At 32.1% G+C, this 21,426-nt stretch carries 18 protein-coding genes; 1 reads left to right on the forward strand and 17 read right to left on the reverse strand.

Annotation, left to right across the window (positions count from 1 at the left end):
- Positions 1–283: 283 nt before the first annotated feature.
- The 10 genes from HY951_00540 to HY951_00585 form a co-directional block, all read right to left on the reverse strand.
- Positions 284–2,674: an AAA family ATPase gene (locus tag HY951_00540; GenBank protein ID MBI5538520.1), complete on the reverse strand. Its 2,391-nt coding sequence runs from the start codon at positions 2,672–2,674 to the stop codon at positions 284–286.
- Between the two features lie 357 nt (positions 2,675–3,031).
- Complete coding sequence (locus HY951_00545) at positions 3,032–3,385, reverse strand: hypothetical protein (protein MBI5538521.1); 354 nt, start codon at positions 3,383–3,385, stop codon at positions 3,032–3,034.
- Between the two features lie 21 nt (positions 3,386–3,406).
- Entirely contained in the window at positions 3,407–4,204 is a 798-nt protein-coding gene (locus HY951_00550) for a hypothetical protein (protein ID MBI5538522.1), read from the reverse strand.
- A gap of 287 nt (positions 4,205–4,491) precedes the next feature.
- Entirely contained in the window at positions 4,492–6,876 is a 2,385-nt protein-coding gene (locus HY951_00555; GenBank protein MBI5538523.1) for a S8 family peptidase, read from the reverse strand.
- 291 nt (positions 6,877–7,167) lie between these two features.
- Positions 7,168–8,262, reverse strand: a complete 1,095-nt coding sequence (locus HY951_00560; GenBank protein ID MBI5538524.1) for a hypothetical protein — start codon at positions 8,260–8,262, stop codon at positions 7,168–7,170.
- Positions 8,263–9,102, reverse strand: coding sequence for a PD-(D/E)XK nuclease family transposase (locus tag HY951_00565; GenBank protein MBI5538525.1), 840 nt, complete (start codon positions 9,100–9,102; stop codon positions 8,263–8,265).
- Positions 9,103–9,644: 542 nt separating this feature from the next.
- Entirely contained in the window at positions 9,645–9,995 is a 351-nt protein-coding gene (locus HY951_00570; GenBank protein ID MBI5538526.1) for a hypothetical protein, read from the reverse strand.
- A gap of 17 nt (positions 9,996–10,012) precedes the next feature.
- A complete protein-coding gene (locus HY951_00575; GenBank protein MBI5538527.1) occupies positions 10,013–10,657 on the reverse strand; it encodes a T9SS type A sorting domain-containing protein in 645 nt (214 codons plus the stop codon).
- Positions 10,658–10,963: 306 nt separating this feature from the next.
- Positions 10,964–11,560: a hypothetical protein gene (locus HY951_00580; GenBank protein MBI5538528.1), complete on the reverse strand. Its 597-nt coding sequence runs from the start codon at positions 11,558–11,560 to the stop codon at positions 10,964–10,966.
- A 657-nt stretch (positions 11,561–12,217) separates the two neighbouring features.
- Positions 12,218–13,021, reverse strand: coding sequence for a hypothetical protein (locus tag HY951_00585; protein ID MBI5538529.1), 804 nt, complete (start codon positions 13,019–13,021; stop codon positions 12,218–12,220).
- A 515-nt stretch (positions 13,022–13,536) separates the two neighbouring features.
- Between HY951_00585 and HY951_00590 the strand changes: the two genes are divergently transcribed.
- The gene (locus HY951_00590; GenBank protein MBI5538530.1) at positions 13,537–13,791 is read left to right on the forward strand and encodes a hypothetical protein; all 255 of its coding nucleotides are present in this window, start codon (positions 13,537–13,539) and stop codon (positions 13,789–13,791) included.
- A 253-nt stretch (positions 13,792–14,044) separates the two neighbouring features.
- Here the strand turns inward: HY951_00590 and HY951_00595 are convergent, their stop codons facing one another.
- From HY951_00595 to HY951_00625, 7 genes are all read right to left on the reverse strand, one after another.
- Positions 14,045–14,446 (reverse strand): hypothetical protein, encoded by a 402-nt coding sequence (locus tag HY951_00595; GenBank protein MBI5538531.1) that lies wholly within the window; start codon positions 14,444–14,446, stop codon positions 14,045–14,047.
- Between the two features lie 64 nt (positions 14,447–14,510).
- The gene (locus HY951_00600; GenBank protein ID MBI5538532.1) at positions 14,511–16,982 is read right to left on the reverse strand and encodes a T9SS type A sorting domain-containing protein; all 2,472 of its coding nucleotides are present in this window, start codon (positions 16,980–16,982) and stop codon (positions 14,511–14,513) included.
- 2 nt (positions 16,983–16,984) lie between these two features.
- A complete protein-coding gene (locus HY951_00605) occupies positions 16,985–17,452 on the reverse strand; it encodes a hypothetical protein (protein MBI5538533.1) in 468 nt (155 codons plus the stop codon).
- A 6-nt stretch (positions 17,453–17,458) separates the two neighbouring features.
- Positions 17,459–19,018: a hypothetical protein gene (locus HY951_00610; GenBank protein ID MBI5538534.1), complete on the reverse strand. Its 1,560-nt coding sequence runs from the start codon at positions 19,016–19,018 to the stop codon at positions 17,459–17,461.
- Positions 19,019–19,683: 665 nt separating this feature from the next.
- Entirely contained in the window at positions 19,684–20,031 is a 348-nt protein-coding gene (locus tag HY951_00615) for a hypothetical protein (GenBank protein MBI5538535.1), read from the reverse strand.
- A 33-nt stretch (positions 20,032–20,064) separates the two neighbouring features.
- Entirely contained in the window at positions 20,065–20,865 is an 801-nt protein-coding gene (locus HY951_00620) for a hypothetical protein (protein ID MBI5538536.1), read from the reverse strand.
- 103 nt (positions 20,866–20,968) lie between these two features.
- Complete coding sequence (locus HY951_00625; GenBank protein ID MBI5538537.1) at positions 20,969–21,403, reverse strand: hypothetical protein; 435 nt, start codon at positions 21,401–21,403, stop codon at positions 20,969–20,971.
- Between the last annotated feature and the right edge of the window lie 23 nt (positions 21,404–21,426).

Here is a 21,426-nt window from a genome sequence, read left to right on the forward strand (position 1 = left end):
ACAAGAACATTGACATGAGTTTAGAATTGTCACGATAAAAATGCCAAATAAAAAAAAGAGGATTATTTGTCTATTCATAACTTTAACTTTTTAAATGCTCTAATACTAGTCGTGCAGTTTTTTTACCTATTTTGCCTAACGGTTTGCGGTTGAATTTGGCAGGCTATTACTTGCAGTGAATGTCAAACCGCTAAAATATTTGAACTTTGTTATTCGTGTCAAGTTGCCCATAACAGCCTGCTAAATTTTAACCGTGTGTTACCGGCTGGGCTTCTTTTTGTCGCTATAGTTGCACTTCAATTAATTTAAGAACGTCTTGTATGAGGTTGTCCAATTCAGGTGCTGTTATTGTATTTGGGTTCATTCCTAATGTTGCATAATCTGGATTTGGGTCACCATGATGTTGTTTCCAAGAAACTCCATTAATTAAATTCAAGTTAGCTATTATAGTTGTTCTATTTGCATTGTCTCGAAAAACCACACCTGAGGTGTCAAGAAAGGAAATAAGTCTGCCAAATGTTTTTTGTCCAGTCATTGAACGAATTTCTTTATAGAACTTGAAACGCAAATGAGCTTCTAATACATTACGCAGCCATCCTAATACCGTGTCTTTAATTGAATGGTCAGGATTAGTACGAAATGCCTCTAACGCTTCAATATGTTTAAAATATTCATTTTTTACTAAGCTGTCCAAATCACATTCTTCAATTATGGAAGCTTTAGCAGCAAAGTTTTCTGTTATTCTCAAAGTGTTCTTAATCGCTCCGCCAAAGTCCTTACCTATTTCATGTAAGAAGAATTCGTTGTGACTCAAAACAACAACTTGCTTCATTTGCTGTATTAATGCTTTGATTATTCCAATCGTGTATGTTCTTCTATTAGTATCTAAGCTTGAAAGCGGGTCGTCAAAAATTAAAATCTTGTCTTGGCGGTTCGGATCAATGTCAAGTTTGGATAAAAAGAAAGCTAACGCAATTGTGCTTTTATCTCCCTCGCTTAAACATTCTTTTGCATTAAATGGTTGATTAGGAACAAATGAAATATCCTTGCCGTCAATAGTCAGCTTATATGCGATTTTGCTTTGTGTAGCTCGGCCATGGGGAGCAACATGAACAACATTGTCAATTTTAAAAAGGGTCTTAAAAACATTACCTAAGTAATGGTTGATTTGTGTTTGATAACTACTGAAAAATGTTGCTGCTGCCGTTTGCTGCTGTTGTGATAACAATGTGTATGCAGTTTCTAAACCTCTAAGTGTTTGCTTCTCGGCAGACAATTGAGTGCAAAGTGTATCAATGGGAGTTTCAAATCTTTTTTTGATTCTTTGTAGTCTATCAACTGCAAGCTGTGCGTTTGCAACAGTCTGAATTCCTGTACGAAATGTTGTAATAGCAGAATTGTAAGTCGTAACACTATGATTGTAGCAATCGATGTTTGAGTTAATTGTTTGCAAGGAAGATTGAAAAACAGTAGCTGTGGTGTTAGCCACGGCTGCTGTTGGATTTTGTATTTTTTGTTGAAGCGAAGCAATCAAACTTTGAAATTCTGCTCTAAAAGCAGTCTCGTCTGTAATTATGTTAAAGAATGGCTGTTGAACTGTATTTGGAAGATGTGTAGTCCATGATGTAATACTTGCGGTGTTTGTCTGGTTAATACTGTTTAACGCTTGTATAGCTGCTTCTAAATTGAAATTTTGGAGCGATATAGAATGTGCTTGAAGACGCTGAACTAAGGCATTAAAGTCTGCATTAAATTTACTTGCATAGGTGTTAAGAATTACAACATTACTATCAATAGTCTGTTTGCAAAATGGACAAGAAATTGTTGGCTCATTTGCTATTTGTTTGCTTTCAACATATGCATATCCTTTTTGGAGCCAATTTTCAGGACCATCAAGTGTGTTGTCTAACAAGTCTTGACAATGATTTGAAAACAAGGTTTCCAAAGTTGCATTTTGAATTGCTTGTGATGTGGTCTGTAAGTCTATGATAAGAGAAGCGAAGTCTATATCCGAATTAATTCGGTTTAATGGAGAAAGCATTTGTAATGTTTGAATTATTGCATTGGCATTTGCACTTGCTAATACTGCCACTGCTGCTGTAATTTGTGGGTCAATATTGATGGCTTGGGTTGCAGGAATTGCAAGAAAAGAAGTAATTAAATCAGCTGTCAAATTGTTGCCTACTTGCTGAATTAACTGTTGTTCAATATTTGTTTGATTTAGTCTTGATGTGGCTTTTGCAGCTTTGTTTTGCTCAATCTGGTTTTGAATAGCAACACCTTGTGCACCGATTACAAATTGATGAAGTTGCTTTTTGTGTTCATCATTAAAGTCAAAGCCGGAATAAATATTGTCATTGACAAAGTGAATATCAAAAATCTCAATGTCAGGAAATGGGATTGTCCAGCCTGCTGCACCGAAAGTATGATAAATATTTGGCGTCCCAACTTGGGTTATCTGTGCTGCTTGGGGTGCGATATGATTTGTAGAAATTCTACTTCTAACAACTTCAGGTTTATTTGTTGTTAGAGAACGAAACACTGAAGTCAATGTGGTTTTACCACCGCCATTGTCACCATAGATTAAAGTCAGCTTATGAAAATTAACCTGTCCAGCAGCATTGTAGTTGCGAAATTTGCCAATGGAAGTAAGACGTTCAACTTTATTTATCATACTTTAATGCGTTTTTTTAAAATAATTGTTTTATTCAGTCAGTTTCATGCTAGAATTGAGGTCATAGCCTTGCCGGTAACGGTTGGCGGTTGAATTTGGCAGGCTTTTACTTGCAGTTATTGTCAAACCGCTAAAATGCCTGAACTTTGTTATACTTGTCAAGTTGCCCATAACAGCCTGCTAAATTTTAACCGTGTGTTACCAACCGAACTTATTTTGTCATTTCTTGCAGCCTTTTCCAAAACCACTGGGGCTAATTTAGTGCTTTTTTAGTCAGGGCGGTTGAGTGTCGGGGTATTATTTTTTTTAGAAGGGGGGAAAAATATAAAATATCATTCCGCTTTCAGCAGTGGGGAGCTAAAAGTGTAAGCTCTTTTTGTTTTTTTTGGTTTGCAGATTGGCATTGTGCGAAAAACAAAATGTGCTTACACTTGTGAGCAGGGGAGTTGCAGCCTGTGTGATTAATGTTTTTGTCATAATGTAGAAATTGTCAAGCTTGCACAGCGTTGTCAAAGAGTGACCAAAGGTAGTTGCAAACTGAACAAAGACTTTTTTACAATGACCAAAGGTTTTTCCATACTGACCAAAGACTTTTGCAAACTGAACAAACACTTTTTCACATTGACCAGAGGTTGTTGCAAACTGAACAAAGGCTTTTGCAAACTGACCAAGCGTTGTTTCATATTGACCAAAGACTTTTTCATAAATCATCTAGGCTGTTTTAACTTTTATCTAGTGTCTTACAAAACGAATCCCGCTTATTTGCTTATACTGGGGGCTTGTTGCACCATAAATGGACTTTACATAAGCTTTAACGTCTGCCGCTACATCAACAACGCCTGTTTTTTCTTTGTAAAGGGTGTCATTTCTTGAAATGCGGGCGTTTGAAATAGGAACAAGAGAAGAAATAACAGCAGAATTTTTAATTTTCAAGTCATTGATCAGAGTTGTCAAAGCGGTAGTCTTTAATTCTGCTTCATTTGGGGCATACGTTGTCACAGAGCTAAGAAATTTAATTAACTTATCCAAGTTGTCCAAGCGATTGTCATAACTCATTTGCGAGGCTGAAATGTTCTTTTGTTCCTGCTCAATTAAAATTTCTGCTCCGGGTACTGGTTCGCTAACCGGCAAATTTGGATTTTTAATAATTGCTTTTGCTCTTCTTCCTTGCAATTTTCTTGCATAAGTTTTAGCGTTGTCAACAACCTGTTGGCTGGTGTCAGTTGCTTTGAGTGCATTAATAATTTTCGTAACAAGTTTACTAAGTGATTCAAATGCCAATTCTCTTGCTGCAACAGCATTAGAATAAGCAGGGATGTTGTTGTTTACCGCCAAAATAGCGTTTTTAGCATTAGTCAACAGCGTTTGCATTGCTGCAACTTTAATTGTGGTTTTACTTGGGTTGTATGTTGTTCCATATCCAACGCAAAAATCAACCATTTTTTCAAAGTTTGCTACGTTTTTGGCGTGGCCAGTTTCATAGCTTCCATGCTTTGAGATTTCGTTTACTACATCTGAATTTGTTGTCATAACTTTGTTATTTTAAAGGGTTAGTTCTTAAAATAACGATTGCTATGATTTGTTATTATATAAATTGCTAAAAATATATTCAATCAAACGGCAATAAACCTGCGTGTTAACGAAATATTATTTATTATTATTCGTTTTTTATCTCCGATTTTAAACCCGCATTAGGGATTACAGCGGAAATCCTTTTTGCTTTTCGCAAAAAGATTGCAGCGTAAAGCCCGACCCATAGGGGAATGCCCATATAAACAAAAAAATCAATTCAGCTATAATCAATTAAAAGAAAATAGCTATTCTTTTATAAATCTCTTTGTATAGATAGTTTGACCGTCATAGATATTCAAATCATAAATGCCATTTGCAAAATATGAAATATTAACAACTACTTTTTTATCAACAAATGAAGAATAAACAATTTGACCAATACTATTAATTATTTCAAATTTAAGTTTTGAATTTGATTTTAATGTTTCAATAAAAAGTTCATGGTTTACAGGATTTGGATATACTGCAAAATTGTTATTCAAGCTGATTTCTTCTACATTTATTGAATATATTGCATTTGAAATATTAGAACTGCATCCATTATTAGTAGAAATTACATAATAATTACCCGCCGATGTTATATTATATGTTTGATTTGTTGCACCGGGAATAATATTGCCATCTAAATACCATTGATTACCAGTTGTAGCATCAGATATAAGTTGATTACCATTTTGAGAAATAGTTGGTGTTGGCGGTAAGGGGTTAACTTGAACCCAAACAGGTGAAGATTCTGGACTGTTACACCAATTTGAATTAGCAACATTAAGTGAATAAGAACCCGTTGTTGTCACTGTCAAATCTTGATTAGTAGGGCCATTAACTCCATTCGACCAATTATACCATGAATAACCAGATGGAGCAGATAAGATAACGCTTCCACCTTGACAAAAAGTTGTTGAACCATTAGTTGAAATTGTTGGAGAAGGTGGATTCTGATTAACAGTTACAATAAAAGGATTCCAAGTAGCTTGACAACCACCAGGTGTTGTTAATACTAAATTATAGCTGCCAGATTGATTTGCTGTAAGCAGATTTGACGTTGCACTAGATATATTTGCTCCATTAAATGTCCACTGATATTTTACATTATCATTATAATCACAAGTAAATGTAACATTACCTCCTTCACAAAAAGACAAGTTGCCAGAAGTTGCTATATTAGCCGATAATTGATTACATGCTTCAAAATATGAACAATAAGCGCAAATCATTCCAGTTCCGAAATATTGATCCCAACCACTTGCACCTAAGTCAAAAACCTGTTGTTCTATTATGGTTCTTGCTTGTGCATTTGTTAAAAAAGGGTTCATATCAAATACTATACCTGCTAAACCTGTAACGTGTGGTGCTGCCATTGAAGTACCTTGCCAGTTTGCCCCACCATAGGTGTTATTTGGAAGAGTAGAAATAATTGGGAAGCCAGTTGAAGCTTCACCACCGGGTGCTGACAAGTCAATTGTGCTACCAAAATTTGAATAAGAAGCGCAAGTAAAATCGTAACTAGAACTTACACCAACTGCAGAAACACTGATTACATTTGTAAAAGCAGCAGGGTACAAAGGATTTGATGAATTACTATTACCAGCCGCTGCAATTAAAAGTTTTCCGTTATTCCATGCATTATTAATTGCTGTTTCTAAGGCACTACTTTGAGAGGGACCACCAAAACTCATATTTACAGCACGAATATGAGCTACGGTAGAAATGTAATTTAATGCATCTATTACAGCAACATCACTCAAAGTAGAATCTTTACCTATTTTAGCAAAATACACAGTATCATTAATCATCCCTGATACACCTATGCCATTATTTAGTGTAGCACCAATTGTTCCTGTAACATGAGTACCATGCTCTTGATAACTAGCAAAAGCAACGTCAGGTGTTGGATCATTATCATTATTTGCAAAATCATAACCATCCCAAACATTATCATATAAATCTGGATGATACCAATCAACAGCATTGTCTATAACGGCTAATTTTGTATTGCTAGTACCACCCGTATAGTATGACCATACACTATCAGCACCAATAACATAAGGCCCCCATTGTTGATTCCAATAAGGATCATTTGGTGTAAAGGCATTAGTCTTTATGATTGAAATAGGTTCAACGTATAAAATATTAGGATTTAATTTAGCACTATTAACAATTTGAAGAATTGCTTTTTTATTACCTTCAATAACTTCAAATTGATAGAAATTTTGTATTTCTGGATATTTACTTTTTCTGACAATTTTAGTAAGATTATTTTTTTGTAAAAAATCTTTTATGCCTTTTGACTCAATAGAAATACCCTTTTGTAATTCAATAATAATATTTTTGCAATCGACATTTGACCAATATAATGTATTGTTTTCGTTTTCCAAAGCATACCAATGAATTTCATTTTTTTGTACAATTTGTTTTGCATTAGTATTTATTGTAGTCCTTTGTTGTTTTTTTAATACCTCTTTATTAGGCATTTTACCAGTATTTTTAGTAAACCCAATATTATTGGTTTGTTTAACAACGGTAATTTTAGAGTTTTTGTAAATGTTTGTTGAAATCGGATTCTGTTTTTGCTGTGCCCAAAGACAGGAAATACTGCTAATAAAGGCAAAAGAGAGTAAAAATATTTTCATAAATATTATTTTTGCTTTGCCTCACCAGCCCCAAAAGTGGCGTTAAAATTTAAAGAAGACGTGGGACTGTAACTTTATCCGCTTTCGAGGTACCTCCAAGCACCCACCAGTCAAATAAGTTAAGCCCACGCCATAACGTGAGCATTAAACTTATTATTCTTGACTGGTTTGAAAATTGGAGGTTTTCGAAAGCCAAAATAAAAGCTAACGCTTCTTATGTTTTTTTAAATCTTTTTTTTTATTTCATTGTGTTATATATACTCTTTGTTACCTCCTTTCTTCATCAGATTATTATTTTATATTCCTATTACTTATAAGCAATTTTGAGATTTCTATTTTGGCATTTGTTATCTCAGATTTATTATTTTCAGTTTCGACTATTTCATTCAATATTTTTATTGCTAAACTGACGTTACTTATATTTTCTAATGTGCTAGTATTCTTCAATGCTTGTTGAATAGTAGATTTATAAACAAACAAAAATATTGTGCCAATAAATTCAAGGATTATTCCAAAGAAACTGCCAGGCAATGTTAAATTTGAATCTGGTATTTTAAAGTAAAGTATAAATACTATTACTAACATAAGAAAACCTGAAATTATTAAAATAATACTTATCCAAAAAATATATTTCAAATTACTTTGATTATCGTCAAAATATTTGTCTAATCTTTTTCTAGCATAATTTAATTCAGAGTTAGTATCTGGGTTTTTTTCTAATTCCTTTGCAGCTGTATCGTATTCTCTTTTTATTGCTTGTTTTTTTTCTTTATCTTCTAACAGTATAGCAGTAATACCAGCCGTAATAAAGAGTAACATGAAAAATAAATATAGTTTAAGTCCAACATTTGATAGTATCTTTCTTGTTTTTGTTTCATTTACAATGCATTTATTTAATATTTTTTCATATTTATTAAAAGCATTAACAGTAATTAATCGTTTAATTGAAATAATTAATTTTTCTTCATTTTCAAAAGGTTTATTTTTAATTTTTTCAATATTATCTATAATGTTTTTTGGTATTGGAACAAGATTATTAATAGGCAATATCCAATAACCAATATTATTTGAATCTTTTTTATTTTCAATTAATGTAACAGCAAAATCATTGAAATCTAAACAATTATTTTCTTCTAAGATTGATTGTATTTGAAATTTCAGTTCAGTAGAATCAATAAATTTTTTATCAGCAATATTTTTTAATGAAGGAATAATAGAGGTATTATATACATCAAGTTTCTTTAATGAATCATTTGTGAATAGCTTATTTTCATGAAGAAAGAAAGCTAAAACAAATAACGATATCGTTCCTATAAAAAATAAAATGCCGCAAAAGTTTGATACTTTCTTTAAATAAATAATGAGTTTTTGTTTAGTAAATTTCATTTACTTAAGTCTTGTAATCTCTTCTTTTGAAAGACCTGTTAAATCTGCAATTTCTTCAATGCTCATACCTCTTTTTTTGCATTTCTTTGCAATTTCTATTTTTTCTTTTTTTCTTCCATCATGTTCTGCGGTATCAACAGTGTTGGCAAAATCTCTATAATATTTTAAACTGTCTTCATATTCTTTCATTTCTTTTTGTGAAAATTTTGCAATTTCAGCAGTTTTAAATAGTTTTTCGAAAATTCTTTCTTGTAATGCTTTGGGTCTGTTTTGAAGAGCTGGTAAATGTCTTAATACAAACAGCCACTTATCAAAACTTGTTTTTAATTCACTTTCTTTCTTAGTGAATTTAGGCATTTCTAAATAAATGTATGTGAGTTTATCGTAAAAAACGGTATTCTTCTCAATATCGGAAAGTTTAATTTTATGCAGAATTTTATTTGGTTCATGTTTTTGGTCGTCAAACATAAAGTCCAAAATTCCAATTGTGTAAACTGCTTTTAATTCAAAGTTCCAATTTCCTTGTTTTGCTTGTTCTTGTATTGGAAATGTTGAATAATAAACACTTCTGTCTTTGAAAAAATTCTGTTTTGCTTTTTGTAGTTCTACAATGAATTTTTCACCTCTCTCATTTTCACAGTATAAATCAAATATTGCTTTCCTGTCAGTGTCTGATGAGCTTAAATGTTCGTTTTTTAAATAGGTAAGATTTTTAATTTGCTGTTCGCCAATTAATAGGCTATTGAGGAAGTCAATTAATAAGTCTTTATTGACTTCTTCTCCGAACAATTTTTTGAAACCAAAGTCGGTAAATGGGTTAACGTATTTTTCTTTAATCATAATGCTCTATCTTATTAAAAGTCAAAGTTACATAATTTTTTGGAACAACAAATTTACAAAATACCGGAATTTTGCTCTTTTGGCTGCCGAAGGGTTGGCTTGTGGGTTGTGGCAGGCAAATGTGCAAAATGTGTGTCAGCGGTTGTTAAATCCATACTGCCCGAAGGGCAGAGAGCGAGGGCAAAAAAAATAATACAGAAGGATTGGGCTTGTGTGTCAGCGGTCATTAAGGTCATAATTTTACTTTTTCTTTTTAAGTCAATGCACAAAACTCTCAAACCTTTTTTTCTCTCACAACTCAGTCAAAACGATAATCTTTTTGCTTTTTTGTAGTTTGGTTGGTAACGTTTGAAGCTACCCAACACCGTGCAATTTCTTGCAGAAATTGTCAAACCGCTGAACAGTTTTTGTATTGTTGACATTGTCAAACCGACAATGTCTGCACGGTGTTGTGGTAGGTGGTGTTAGCAATTGGGCGTTTTGTTAATATGATTTCAAACTTTTCAATCTGTCTGAAAGAAGAAGCATATTTTATAGTTAATTTAATGATGATAACTCAAAGTAAATTCATTTCCTTTAATATGAGTTAAATCAAATTTTGGCGGATTATTTTTTTCCCAATGTAATAAATTTAGTTCTTTAAACCATATACCTATTTCTATTTTACGTATTTCACCACACATTATTTTACGAATTTTTCCTATTCTCTTAAAGCTATTTGAAATAGAAGCTTTAAATTCTTCTTTCCCATCAATTTTAATACTTATAAAGTTTATATTTTTATCCAAAATAAATTTTCTATCTTTTTTCAAAACATATATGCCATAACCTGCACCAGATTCATGATGTTGTCCATTGTTCCATGCTGATACTTCAATTTTTTTCAATTCCATAATATGTTAGAATTATTTTACTTTATTATTTTATACTTTATTATTTTATTCTCCATGATTAAAGAAAGTAAATAAAGTCCTTTTGGACAATTAACAGGAACATTGATAATGTTTTCTCCTTGAGTTAATTCTACTTCTTTATTTTCATATACTTTACCTGTAATATCAGTAAGTGTAATATTTGATATACTCGATTCTAACGCATTTACTTTTAAGTTTACATTATCAATAAACGGATTAGGATAAACTTCAATAGAACTTGTTACAATAGTGTTTTCAATTGATGTAATATTTCTATTAACAGTTACAGTGACTGTGACAACTTTATAATTATCACTTTCTAATATATAACTAACAGTAAAAGAATTAGGTGCTGAGTAAGGTATGTTTAAAGTAAAAATAGTAGTAATTGAAGCTTGAAATTGAGGAAAGGAATTAGTGTTTTGATAGCTTAAAGAACAATCAAGTGTTGAATAATCTACTGATGTACAAGTCCATTGAGTAGAGCTTGTTGTTCCTAAAGTAGAAGCAAGAGAAGCAAGAGAAGGACTAGGAGTAGCTTTTACACTACAAGTTGTTCCAGTATAAGTTACTATTTGAGTTTGAGCATTAACAGTTACTACACTGATTAAAAGGCTGATTAAAAAGATAATTTTTTTCATGATTTTTAGGCGGATTTTAATTTGTTAAATAAAGGTAACATGTAATTAGTTAACTTCCAAATTAAACAAAAAAATATTTTATTGAATATTTGTCAATTCTTTAATTTATTTATTTTGTTTTCAAGTTTGTAGTCATTGTCCATGTTGCTGTTTTTTTTTCGCCTTATTGCTAACGGTTTGCGCTTGGAAAATCTGGGCGATTAGCTGCAGATTTTGTCAAGCAGCGGGGAGGTTTGTAATTTGTTAGCATTGTCAAGTTGCCACCGCCCGCCCAGGTTTTGCCAAGCGTGTGTTATAAGCTGGCAATTATTTTTTAGGTATTTTATATTCTATGTTCCATTGTTTTAAATATTCTTCCAATGGTTGAAGTCCAACTTCTTTCCTTCGTATATTTACATTAATTTCATCAAAAATGGGATATAATTTGTATCCGTTAGTTCTATTTCCTTGAACTTGACTTCCATAAATTTGAGGTTTACCTTTTCCCATTTCAATTCTGTCTGTCAACAAAGCAAAAGATGCAGCAGATGCTTGTCCGTTTTTAACAGCGTTTTCCATCATTGGCTTGTATTTTTCTTGTGTTTTTAAGTCTGAATGTTGAATCACTAAAAACAAAGCAGAATTTCCTTTTTTACCAACAAGGTTGTCTCCAAGCCAACCATATTTGTCTAAAATTGAAATTACTTTAGTCAAATTTATGGAGTCATTAATATTTATTTTATTCCAAATACCTTTATATTCTTCTGATTCTTTCCCATATTTTTGAAATATACTGTCAAGCATATTTCGATATTTTTGGTCGCTATTATAAATACTGTCTAATATTTCCTTTGGTGCTGCTTGTCCAAAAGATAAATTTATTAATAAAAATAAAATTAAAGTCAGATTAATATTTGGTTTCACGTTTTTTGTATTGCTTGCTTATAACGGTTGGCGGTTGAATTTGGCAGGCTATTACTTGCAGTCATTGTCAAACCGCTAAAATGCCTGAACTTTGTTATACTTGTCAAGTTGCCCATAACAGCCTGCTAAATTTTAACCGTGTGTTACCAATTAGTGCATTTTTTTTATTACTTGCAATTTGTGTCAAGAACCACTGAGGCTAATTTAGTCTTTTTTTAGTCAGGGTGGTTGTGTGTCGGCATTTAAATTTTTGTGAGAAGGGTTTTTTCTTTTTTTCTTTAGTATTTGCCAAGTTGCAGTAACGTTAATACAAAGCCGGAGAAGGCAAAAGGTGAAACCTCTTTACGCTTTTTTGCTTGCAGGGAAGTTATTGCGGGAAAGCGGAATGTGGTTACACCTGTGAATAGGGTTGTTTCCAAAAAATTATTGTCTTATTCCTCAATACAATCCGTTGTTTCCTGAAAATAATTGTCTGAATCCTAAAAATTGTTCGTTGTTTCCTGAAAATAGTCCTTAATATCCTAAATACAATTGTCTGTTTCCCCGATACAGCTCGTTGTTTCCTAAACACAATTGTCAATATTCTAAAAATAATCCTTTGTATCTTAAAACATGTAGGTTAAAACCTAAAACATGACGATTGATTCTAAAAACAGGTTAAGCGAGTTTTATAAACTTAATCTTTGATATTAGCTTATATTCGGGACTTGATGCTCCAAAAACGGATTTAACATATTTCTTTGCATCTAATTGTGAATTGTAGAGTGATGTTAAATCAAGATAAAGGATTTTATTCCGATTAATCCGGGCATTGCTTAAAGCTGTTTTTGCATTAATTACAGCAGTGTTCTTTGTTTTCATTGAGGCAAGTAAGGTATTTAGAGCAGTTACTTTTAAATCTGCTTCATTTGGTGCGTAACCTGCTTCTGTGGAAAGAAGATTAATAAGTTTTGAGAAGTTGTCCAAGCGGTTGTCGTAACTCATTTGTGATGATGAAATTTCTTTATGTTCAGCTTCGGGTGAAGTTGCAGTTGTAGTCTCGGTAGTAGAAGCATCCAACGTTTTTTTAGTTTTTGGTGTAGCTCTTTTACCTGTAAGTTTTCGGGTGATAGTTTTAGCATCTGCAATTTTTTGTTCTGTAACTTCTGAACTTTCGAGGGCATTAAAAATACGTGTAATAAACTTGCTAAATGGAGCAGGAGCAAAAAGAATTTCCCTTGCATCTACAGCAGCAGAATAAGCATTGAATTTGTCTTTAACATTTGTCATAGATGTTTGTGAAGTTGTAAGCAAGGTGTTTAATGCTGTTAGTTTTAAAGAAACTTTAGAAGGATTGTAAGGTGCTCCGTATCCAGTGCAAACTGAAATAAGTTGTTCGAAATTTGCTACGTTTTTAGCGTGACCGCCTTCTGTACTACGGTGCTTTGAAATTTCGTTTACGATGTCGGAATTTGTTGCCATAGTTGTAAGTTTTAATTGTTTAATATAAAAAATAAACGTTTAACAAGTAAAAATATTATATGAGCAATAAATTTCTGATTTAATTTGTTTTAACTGAAATTTCATAAAAAATAAATTTTGACATTAAAATAAAAGTATTGTACCTTTGTAAAGTGAACATGAATATGTTGGCAAAGGTTCTTTAAATATATTTTAGCGTTAATTATTATTTTGGCTTACGAAAACTGGTAATTTTTACAGGACTTTAATAATAAGTGAACGCTCGTGCACGGCACGGGCTAACTTATTTGTCCTGTAGGTATACCAGTACCTCGTAAGCAAATATTGTTATGTCCGTGTCTTTTTTTATGCATACATACCTGATTTTTCATAATATTAATTCGTCTGTTTTAATACAGAAACTGGAAAGTAAACTCTCCAGCATAGCTTATATTTTAAGTAATGAGTCAAACAACAATTATTACACATACGAGATACAAACGAATATACAAAAAGAGGACTTTGTAAAAATACTCATGTCTATTGTTAATTCTTTATTGTTAGATGAAAGTGAAAGAGTTGTATTATATGATACAAATATTTTTACCAGTTTTCTTGAAATGCCAAATAACAATGAGAAAATAATATTAAATGGGAACATAGAAATCGAAAACAAAGTCGAGAAGATAATTATTGAAATTTTCAATTACATTAAATTTAAACAGGTTTTAGAAAAAGTCCAAGCAAAATATTTCGATTCTATACTTGAAAAACACAACACACAATATTAGAAACAATGAAAAATGGAATTAGCAAAGAAGTAATATTAAAATCAAGATGTAGTAAAAACAATCATCCCTGTCTAAACGGGGACTTGGATAATTGCTGTAAAATTATAAATTGTGTTGATGGGAGAATACATTATGTAAAACCTGTTGCACCTTGTATTTGCAATAATATGATTAACTTTGGTGATTCATGTTTTTGCTGTTGCCCTACAAGAAAAGAAATATATAATAAGTTCGGAAAATAGGTGGAATTCTATTAATTTATTGTTAATTCAGCAATAGTGTATTTACGAGACTGGTATTTTACTTTTAGAACATCATAAAAAACAAATCTTATTTTATTCTCAGGACTAAGTTTGTCTAACACATTGTCAGGAAGCATTAATTTTATTGAATGTGATTCTGAGCATTTTAAATGAAAAGGGTATAAGCCAACAGGTGCAGGAATATTGTGTTCAAATGAACCGTTTATTTTTTTTGATGTTTTAATTTTTGGATTTTCAAGGAAAAGGGAAAAATCAGATTTATTAATAATTTTTATCTCAACGTATGAAACATGAAAATTACTGATTAATGAATTTTGCAATACATCAACAGTAGGACAAACTTCAATAAAAATATTATCAGGTAATTTGTTAAAGATATTGAATAAACCCATTATATTATTTATTAGCAGGAATTCATTTCATAAATGCAAATAGATTATCTTAAACCTTATTATTCTATTGATTTACGACTTTACTAACAAAAATATTTCCATCCGATGTAATTACTTTAACAAAGTAAATTCCTTTAGGGTTTGAAGATAAGTCAAACTGTGCATTTCCTGAAAAATTATCTTTTAAATACAATGTGTTTTTTAGAATATCAGAGATTTCAACTGAAAAAATAATATTTTTATCAGAACAATTCACATTAAAAATACCAGAAGTAGGATTTGGAAATACTTTTACCTGATACTTAGCTGAGGAATTTTTCAACTCGTCATTCTGAGAATTGTTATTAAATCTTTTTTCAACATCATTACCCGAACCATCGCAACAAGGTTTGTTAATTGAAAAGACCATTGTGTCAGCAACAGCATCGGTAGAATCGGTTGAGTCCCTTGACATAATTAATTGAATTCTGTAAGTATAACCACAGGGAAAATAAACAGCAGGATTAGCCAGAGTTGAAGTTACAGGAGTTGGTAAAGGATAACCAGTTGAACCAAAATCCCAATGATATTGATAATATCCGGTTGTGTCAAATTCAAAGCCATCAAAATGAACCAGTGAAGTATCACTCGGATTATTTGACATAGAATCGCATGGAATAACAATTACACCGATATCTTCCTCCCACGTTGCTGTGTCAGTTGGCGGAATATAAGTACTGTCTGTTATAAAATTTTCGCCGCAGTTGATATTTTCGATATGAGCGTGAAAACTTGATCCTGCCTGTGCATGAAAGCCGGGCTTTAGTTCAATTTGTTCTCCTGCCTTATAATTTACCCAGCCCGGAGTAGTTGCATCAATATCCTGAACGGATGTAATAGTATTATATGCATATAAATTCTGTGCAGTGTTAATATTCGAGGACAGATACCTGTCGTTATAGTTTTCGTAAGGAATACCGCCATATTTTAATTGGTACATATTATAAAACACCATGTAATCGAGACCATTGAAATTCCCTCCGAAACCATTATTAGACCCTGAACCAAATCCCAACGTAGTACCTTGCTGTTCGGCAATAGTTTTTCTCCACCTATAACTACCACCCCAACCACCATATTGGTCAGTTGGAGGATGAAAACCATATCCATAATTATATGGGCCTTCGCAAGGTGCCGAGTTAATTTGAGTAATTGCCTTATTTTTATTTAAATATTTTATTTTTTTACCATTTAATAATCCGTAAAGCAATAAATAAAAGGTTTCGTTATTGTTATCGGATGTTAAATATTTAATTCTTTTACCTGTTGTTTGAATATATAAAGGAATACGAAAACAAAAAGGACAAATTCCTATTCTTATTTTTACGCCTATATGCCAAGACTTGCCTATGGCCGCAAGTGTTGAATTATTGTCGTTGTTATAATCCTGAGCACCTGTTTGTTTAATGTAGGCAAGCGTTTGCCATATCCGCTCATCTGAGGCAATAAATCCCGCTGATGGTACACCTGCAGGTGCTAAAACCTGTGAAGATAAAAATGCAGCTGCGTTTGCTAAATAATTATAAGCTGATTCCATACCATTGTATTGATTTATCATACAATGTGAATCGAAAAATTTTGATGCTTCGACAAAGCCCCAAGTATGCAAATTCGCATCACCTCTACCACCAAATCCCATCTGAGCAAAAGAACCCCAAGTGCCAGTAAGATCCTGATCTGTAGTGTCAGTGTTTCCATCTGGACCATAAATCATCCATCTGAAAGCTGTGCCATTATTTAAATTAAAATTTCGTACATATTTAATAATATCGCATGCAATTTCTGAACTCCTTGATGCTGCAGGAGGGCAAAACTTTTTTACTAATGCCAAACCCTGTAGAACTCCGATAACCTCGTCTTTGCTCATAAATTCTTTTTTATCTAATTGACCATCACAAGTACTTGCGTCAATATAATCTGTATAACCAGGGTGCCCAGCTGGTAAATTATGAAATGTATGGGTAGTAACATCCCAAACATTTGTTGTGTCTAAATTTTTATTAAATAAAGTTAAATGGCTTATACCACTTGAGTTGTATCCAAGTAATAGAGTGTCGTTATTATCTAAAAAAGTACAAGGCATATTTTCGCGAACAAAAAAACCATCAATTACTGTAGATTGACCCCAATAATTTTCGCATCTATCCATATAATCAGTAAACTGGCTTAATGCTAAATTGAGCTCAAATAATGTATTGCCGGCTTCAATTGTTCTATTGTTATTCATCAACAGTTGATATTCTGTTGCAAGCATACTTAAATAATAACCAAAATAAACACCGTGCTGACCTATGTTACTGATTTTATAAGGAAAAGTATAAGTCATTCTGTTTCTTTCAGAAAGCATTTCACTTTCTCCTCTATTTGTACCAGGTATAACAAAATATTTTAATCTATCTCTATAGTGCCAATATTTCAACATGTTTTCAGCATCTGATTGTGCAAAGTCATTTAAACATGAAATTAACAGTGCGCTAATTAAAATGATTTTTTTCATTTTCAAATTTTTTTAAAAGAAATTCGATATGTTCTATTATCAAAATCGACCTTTATTTTTAATTCTTTTTTTGTTAATCTTAAAATATGCCAAGAAGAAATACGTTCAGGTAAAAATGGACCTGTAAAATACTTATTATAATTATCATATCCTGATTCAACATTAAGATTATAGCTATCATTATTTGAAAAAGTAGCAAAAGCAAAGAACTCCTTATTACCGCCGATAAATGAAACAGTATAATTTCGACGATAATGCCCTTCATTTAAATCAATAGATAAATTACTGCCACAACTATCATTGTAATATTGTAATGAATCTACATCATTACAGCTATACTCTGTTACTTTCCAATCACCTATAATTCTCGAATCAATTGACCTAAAAGTTATTTTTGGGCCTTCTTCGTATTTTGTACAACTCGATAATAATATTGTTGTAACAAAGAGAAATATATATAACTTTTTCATCTAAATTTATTTTTTAAGTTCTTCGATAACTTTCTTTAAATCATCAATCTGTTTCTGCAAGCTAATTATATATAAAGCCTGTTCCTCTGTTTTCTGTAATACAAGATTTTGAAATTCGCCAACATTCATTCCGTTTTCTTTAACTTCTTTAGCAGATGGAATTTTAGGTAAATGATGATTTTGTTTAATGTAGTTTTCGAGTTCGTAAATGGTCATTAAGTTATAATCATCGTTAAAAACAAAATCGCCCAAATGCCCCAATTTTACAACTACATCCCTTGCCAAAACATGGCCGTTTCCGTAAACAATAAAATTATTTATGGTATCTTGTTTTACTGCAATAGCTATTGTGCTATCGCCTGTTACACCAACACTAGAAACTATACCATAACCATTAGCTGTTGAATCAAATGAAGTTTCGACTAATAATCCTGTTAAAGTTGAATCCGATTTAACGCTTAATTTAGCATTAGGATTAAATGTCCCAACACCAACCCTTCCGTTACTTCCAACCTTTGTTAAAAAAACATTACCTCCATTATTACCAGTGCAAACAGAAACATCTTTGCCGCAATAATAGTTTATTAACAGTCCACGTCCATTAGAAGGTTCAATGGTTGTTATTCCTGCCATGTCTATAATGCCATTCATTCCATTATATCCCATAGTCATTATATTTAAATTACCATCATTTATACCTGTTGATTGAATTAAACCGGAAAATTGATTAAGAGGAACGGTAGGGCTAAAGCATAATGAAAAAGTTTGTTGTGGTGGAGTAGCATAATATAGTATTTCAGGATTACCACCAGAGGGAGGTAAATAACCAATTGTTTTATTATTAGCAAAAGTCAAATTCCCGGCTGTTCTAAAATTACCATTTACCTGTACATCGCCAGTAACATCTAATTTATATTTTAGTTTTACATCACCTTTGAAATTTGATTCACCATAAAAAGCTTTAGTGCTATCCATTAAAATTGAGTCAGCTTTAAGTGAAGCTGATTTTAATTCCTGAGTAGCAAATATCTTTCCGGTATTAACTTCGCTTGTTGCATTAACTTTATCGGTAATAATAATTCCACCGCCGACAAATAAATTTTCTGAAATTCTTACATCCCCAACAATGTCAACTTTAAATAATGGGTGGTCAGTTCCAAATCCAATATTTCCGGGAGTCATTGTATAAATATCCGGATCATGAAATTGCCAGTAATTTTGAGGAATAGGAACATTGCCCCAAGTTCCGTTTCCAAGAAATACTTTTGTAGCATCATTTGGAAATGCTGTTGGAATTAATTTTCCGGAATTATCATAAGAAACAATTCCGTTTCCAACATTAGAGAATGAATTTACCGATATACCACCACCGGGATTAATCTGTAATGCAAGTGCATTATTTACCTTTATTAATAGCGGTTGATTATTTGATGTCCCAAAAGCTTCGCCAGAAAAAATGGAGTTAAGTCCTGTTGACCATTTCTGACCTGATTGTGCAAATGAATTAAAAAAGGAAGTCATTATTAAAACATTTGTAACAAATAATAAGATTATTTTTCTTTTCATATTTTTGGGTTTATTTAGTTTAAAATTAACAATGACATTTTACGATATGGAAATGAATAAGTTTAAAGATTTAGGAATTTACTTATTAACATATTTAAAACAAAAACTGTTAAAAGATTGTTCAAAGATTGAGAATAGAAATGTTTGGCTCTTTGGGTTTTGCGAAGGGTTTGCTTGTGTGGTGGGCAAAAGACAATGTGCCAAATTTGTAAAATACAAAAACCTAACTGCCTGATAAGGCAGAGAGCGCAGGCAGAAAAATTTAAATATTTGGGTTGGGCTTGCGTGTCAGCGGTCTTTAAAGTCATAATATTATTTTTTTATTTAATACTCAAAACGGTCAACCTTTTTTCTCTCACAACTCAGTCAAGATGCCTATTTGTCTTATTATATGCATTATTGGTAACGGTTTGCGGTTGAATTTGGCAGGCTTTTACTTGCAGTCATTGTCAAACCGCTAAAATGTTTGAACTTTGTTATTCGTGTCAAGTTGCCCATAACAGCCTGCTAAATTTTAACCGTGTGTTAGCAATTAGGCGATTTGTTTTAACATTGTCCTACGTGATTTGAATGTTTCGATAATAGTATAAGGCTTTGAGCGAGCACATAAAAATTTAGTTTTTTTTAAGGGGGGATGTTTATTATTATTTTAGATTAAAAATAGATTAAATTATTTGAGTAGTAATACTCAGGGTTGAAAAAAGTGAAAGCTCTTTACGCTTTTTTGGTTGCAGGGTAGAGTTTGTGTGAAAGCGGAATGTGCTTACACTTGTGAGTAGGGAAGTTTCATTACATATGATTAAAGTCTTTGTCAAGTTGCAGCCTGTTTCAAACTTATAAGTGCTTGTCCCAACTTCGCAAGTCATTGTTACAATTTCGCAGGTCGTATTTGCAACTTCGCAAGTCATTCTTTTAACTTCATAATTGGTTTTTACAACTTCGCAAGAGGCTTTTGCAACTTCATAAGAGCCTGTCGCAACTTCGTAATTCGCTTTTACAACTTCATAAGTCATTATTACAACTTTGCGGCAGGCAGTTTTACTTTTTTACTTCGTTCTTGTAAAAACGAGGTAGCTTATTTGTTTATACTGGGGGCTTGTTGCACCAAAAAGGGACTTTACATAAGCTTTTACGTCGAAAGCTATATCAACTAAGCCTGTATTTTCTTTGTACAGGATGTCGTTTCGAGAAATGCGGGCATTTGAAATTGGAACAAGAGCAGAAATAACAGCAGAATTTTTAGTTTTTAAGTCATTGATAAGAGTTGTCAAAGCAGTAGTTTTTAATTCTGCCTCATTTGGGGCATAAGTTGTCACAGAGCTAAGAAGTTTAATTAACTTATCTAAGTTGTCCAAGCGATTGTCATAACTCATTTGTGAAGCGGAAATGTTCTTTGATTCCTGTTCGATTAAAATTTCTGCTCCAGGCACTGGTTCACCAAGTGGTAAATTTGCATTTTTAATAATTGCCTTTGCTCTTCTTCCTTGTAGTTTTCTTGCATAAGTTTTTGCATTGTCAACAACCTGTTGGCTTGTGTCAGTTGCTTTAAGCGAGTTAATGATTTTTGTAACAAGTTTGCTAAGTGGTTCAAATGCCAATTCTCTTGCTGCAATAGCATTAGAATAAGCAGGAATGTTTGTGTTTACCGCCAAAATAGCGTTCTTAGAATTTGTCAACAGCGTTTGCAATGCTGCTACTTTAATTGTGGTTTTACTTGGGTTGTACGTTGTTCCATATCCAACGCAAAAATCAACCATTTTTTCAAAGTTTGCTACGTTTTTGGCGTGGCCAGTTTCATAGCTTCCGTGCTTTGAAATTTCGTTTACGATGTCTTTGTTAGTTGCCATGATTTTAAGTATTAAAGGTTTCACATAACAAATTAACGTTTTAGAAATAAAAATATTATGTGAACTTTGGCAACAAAATTTAATACCTCCTTAAATACCGACATTAGTAAACTCCGTAACTAATGGTTTTAATTTTAATTTTTTGTCTTTTTTGTCTTAACTCAAGAATAAGACTGCCATTATTACAAGGTTGCCAAAAATGTATTGTATAGCTGCCATTGTTAACTTTTATATCTGAAAGAATTATTAAATTAATAGTTTCTTTACTTGAACCTCTATTAATATCTACATTAGTAGGCCAGATTCTACTTATACGTACTTTTCGTTCACACAAAAGCGGTAAAGTACAATCACTAAAATATTTATTAGTATCAACAATTATTAGTGGTTCATTAGGATATTTGCAGATGAAAAAATGTTTTTTAAAAATCTCTGTATTAAATGACTTTTCTAATAGTACACAGTCTAAATATTTTAAATTTTGACCTTTAATAGGATAAAATAACACTGTTAAAAATAAAGCGAATACAAATTTCATTATTCAATGAAAGTTATTTATTT

It is taken from the genome of Bacteroidia bacterium (genome assembly GCA_016218155.1).
GTDB lineage: Bacteria > Bacteroidota > Bacteroidia > Bacteroidales > GWA2-32-17 > GWA2-32-17.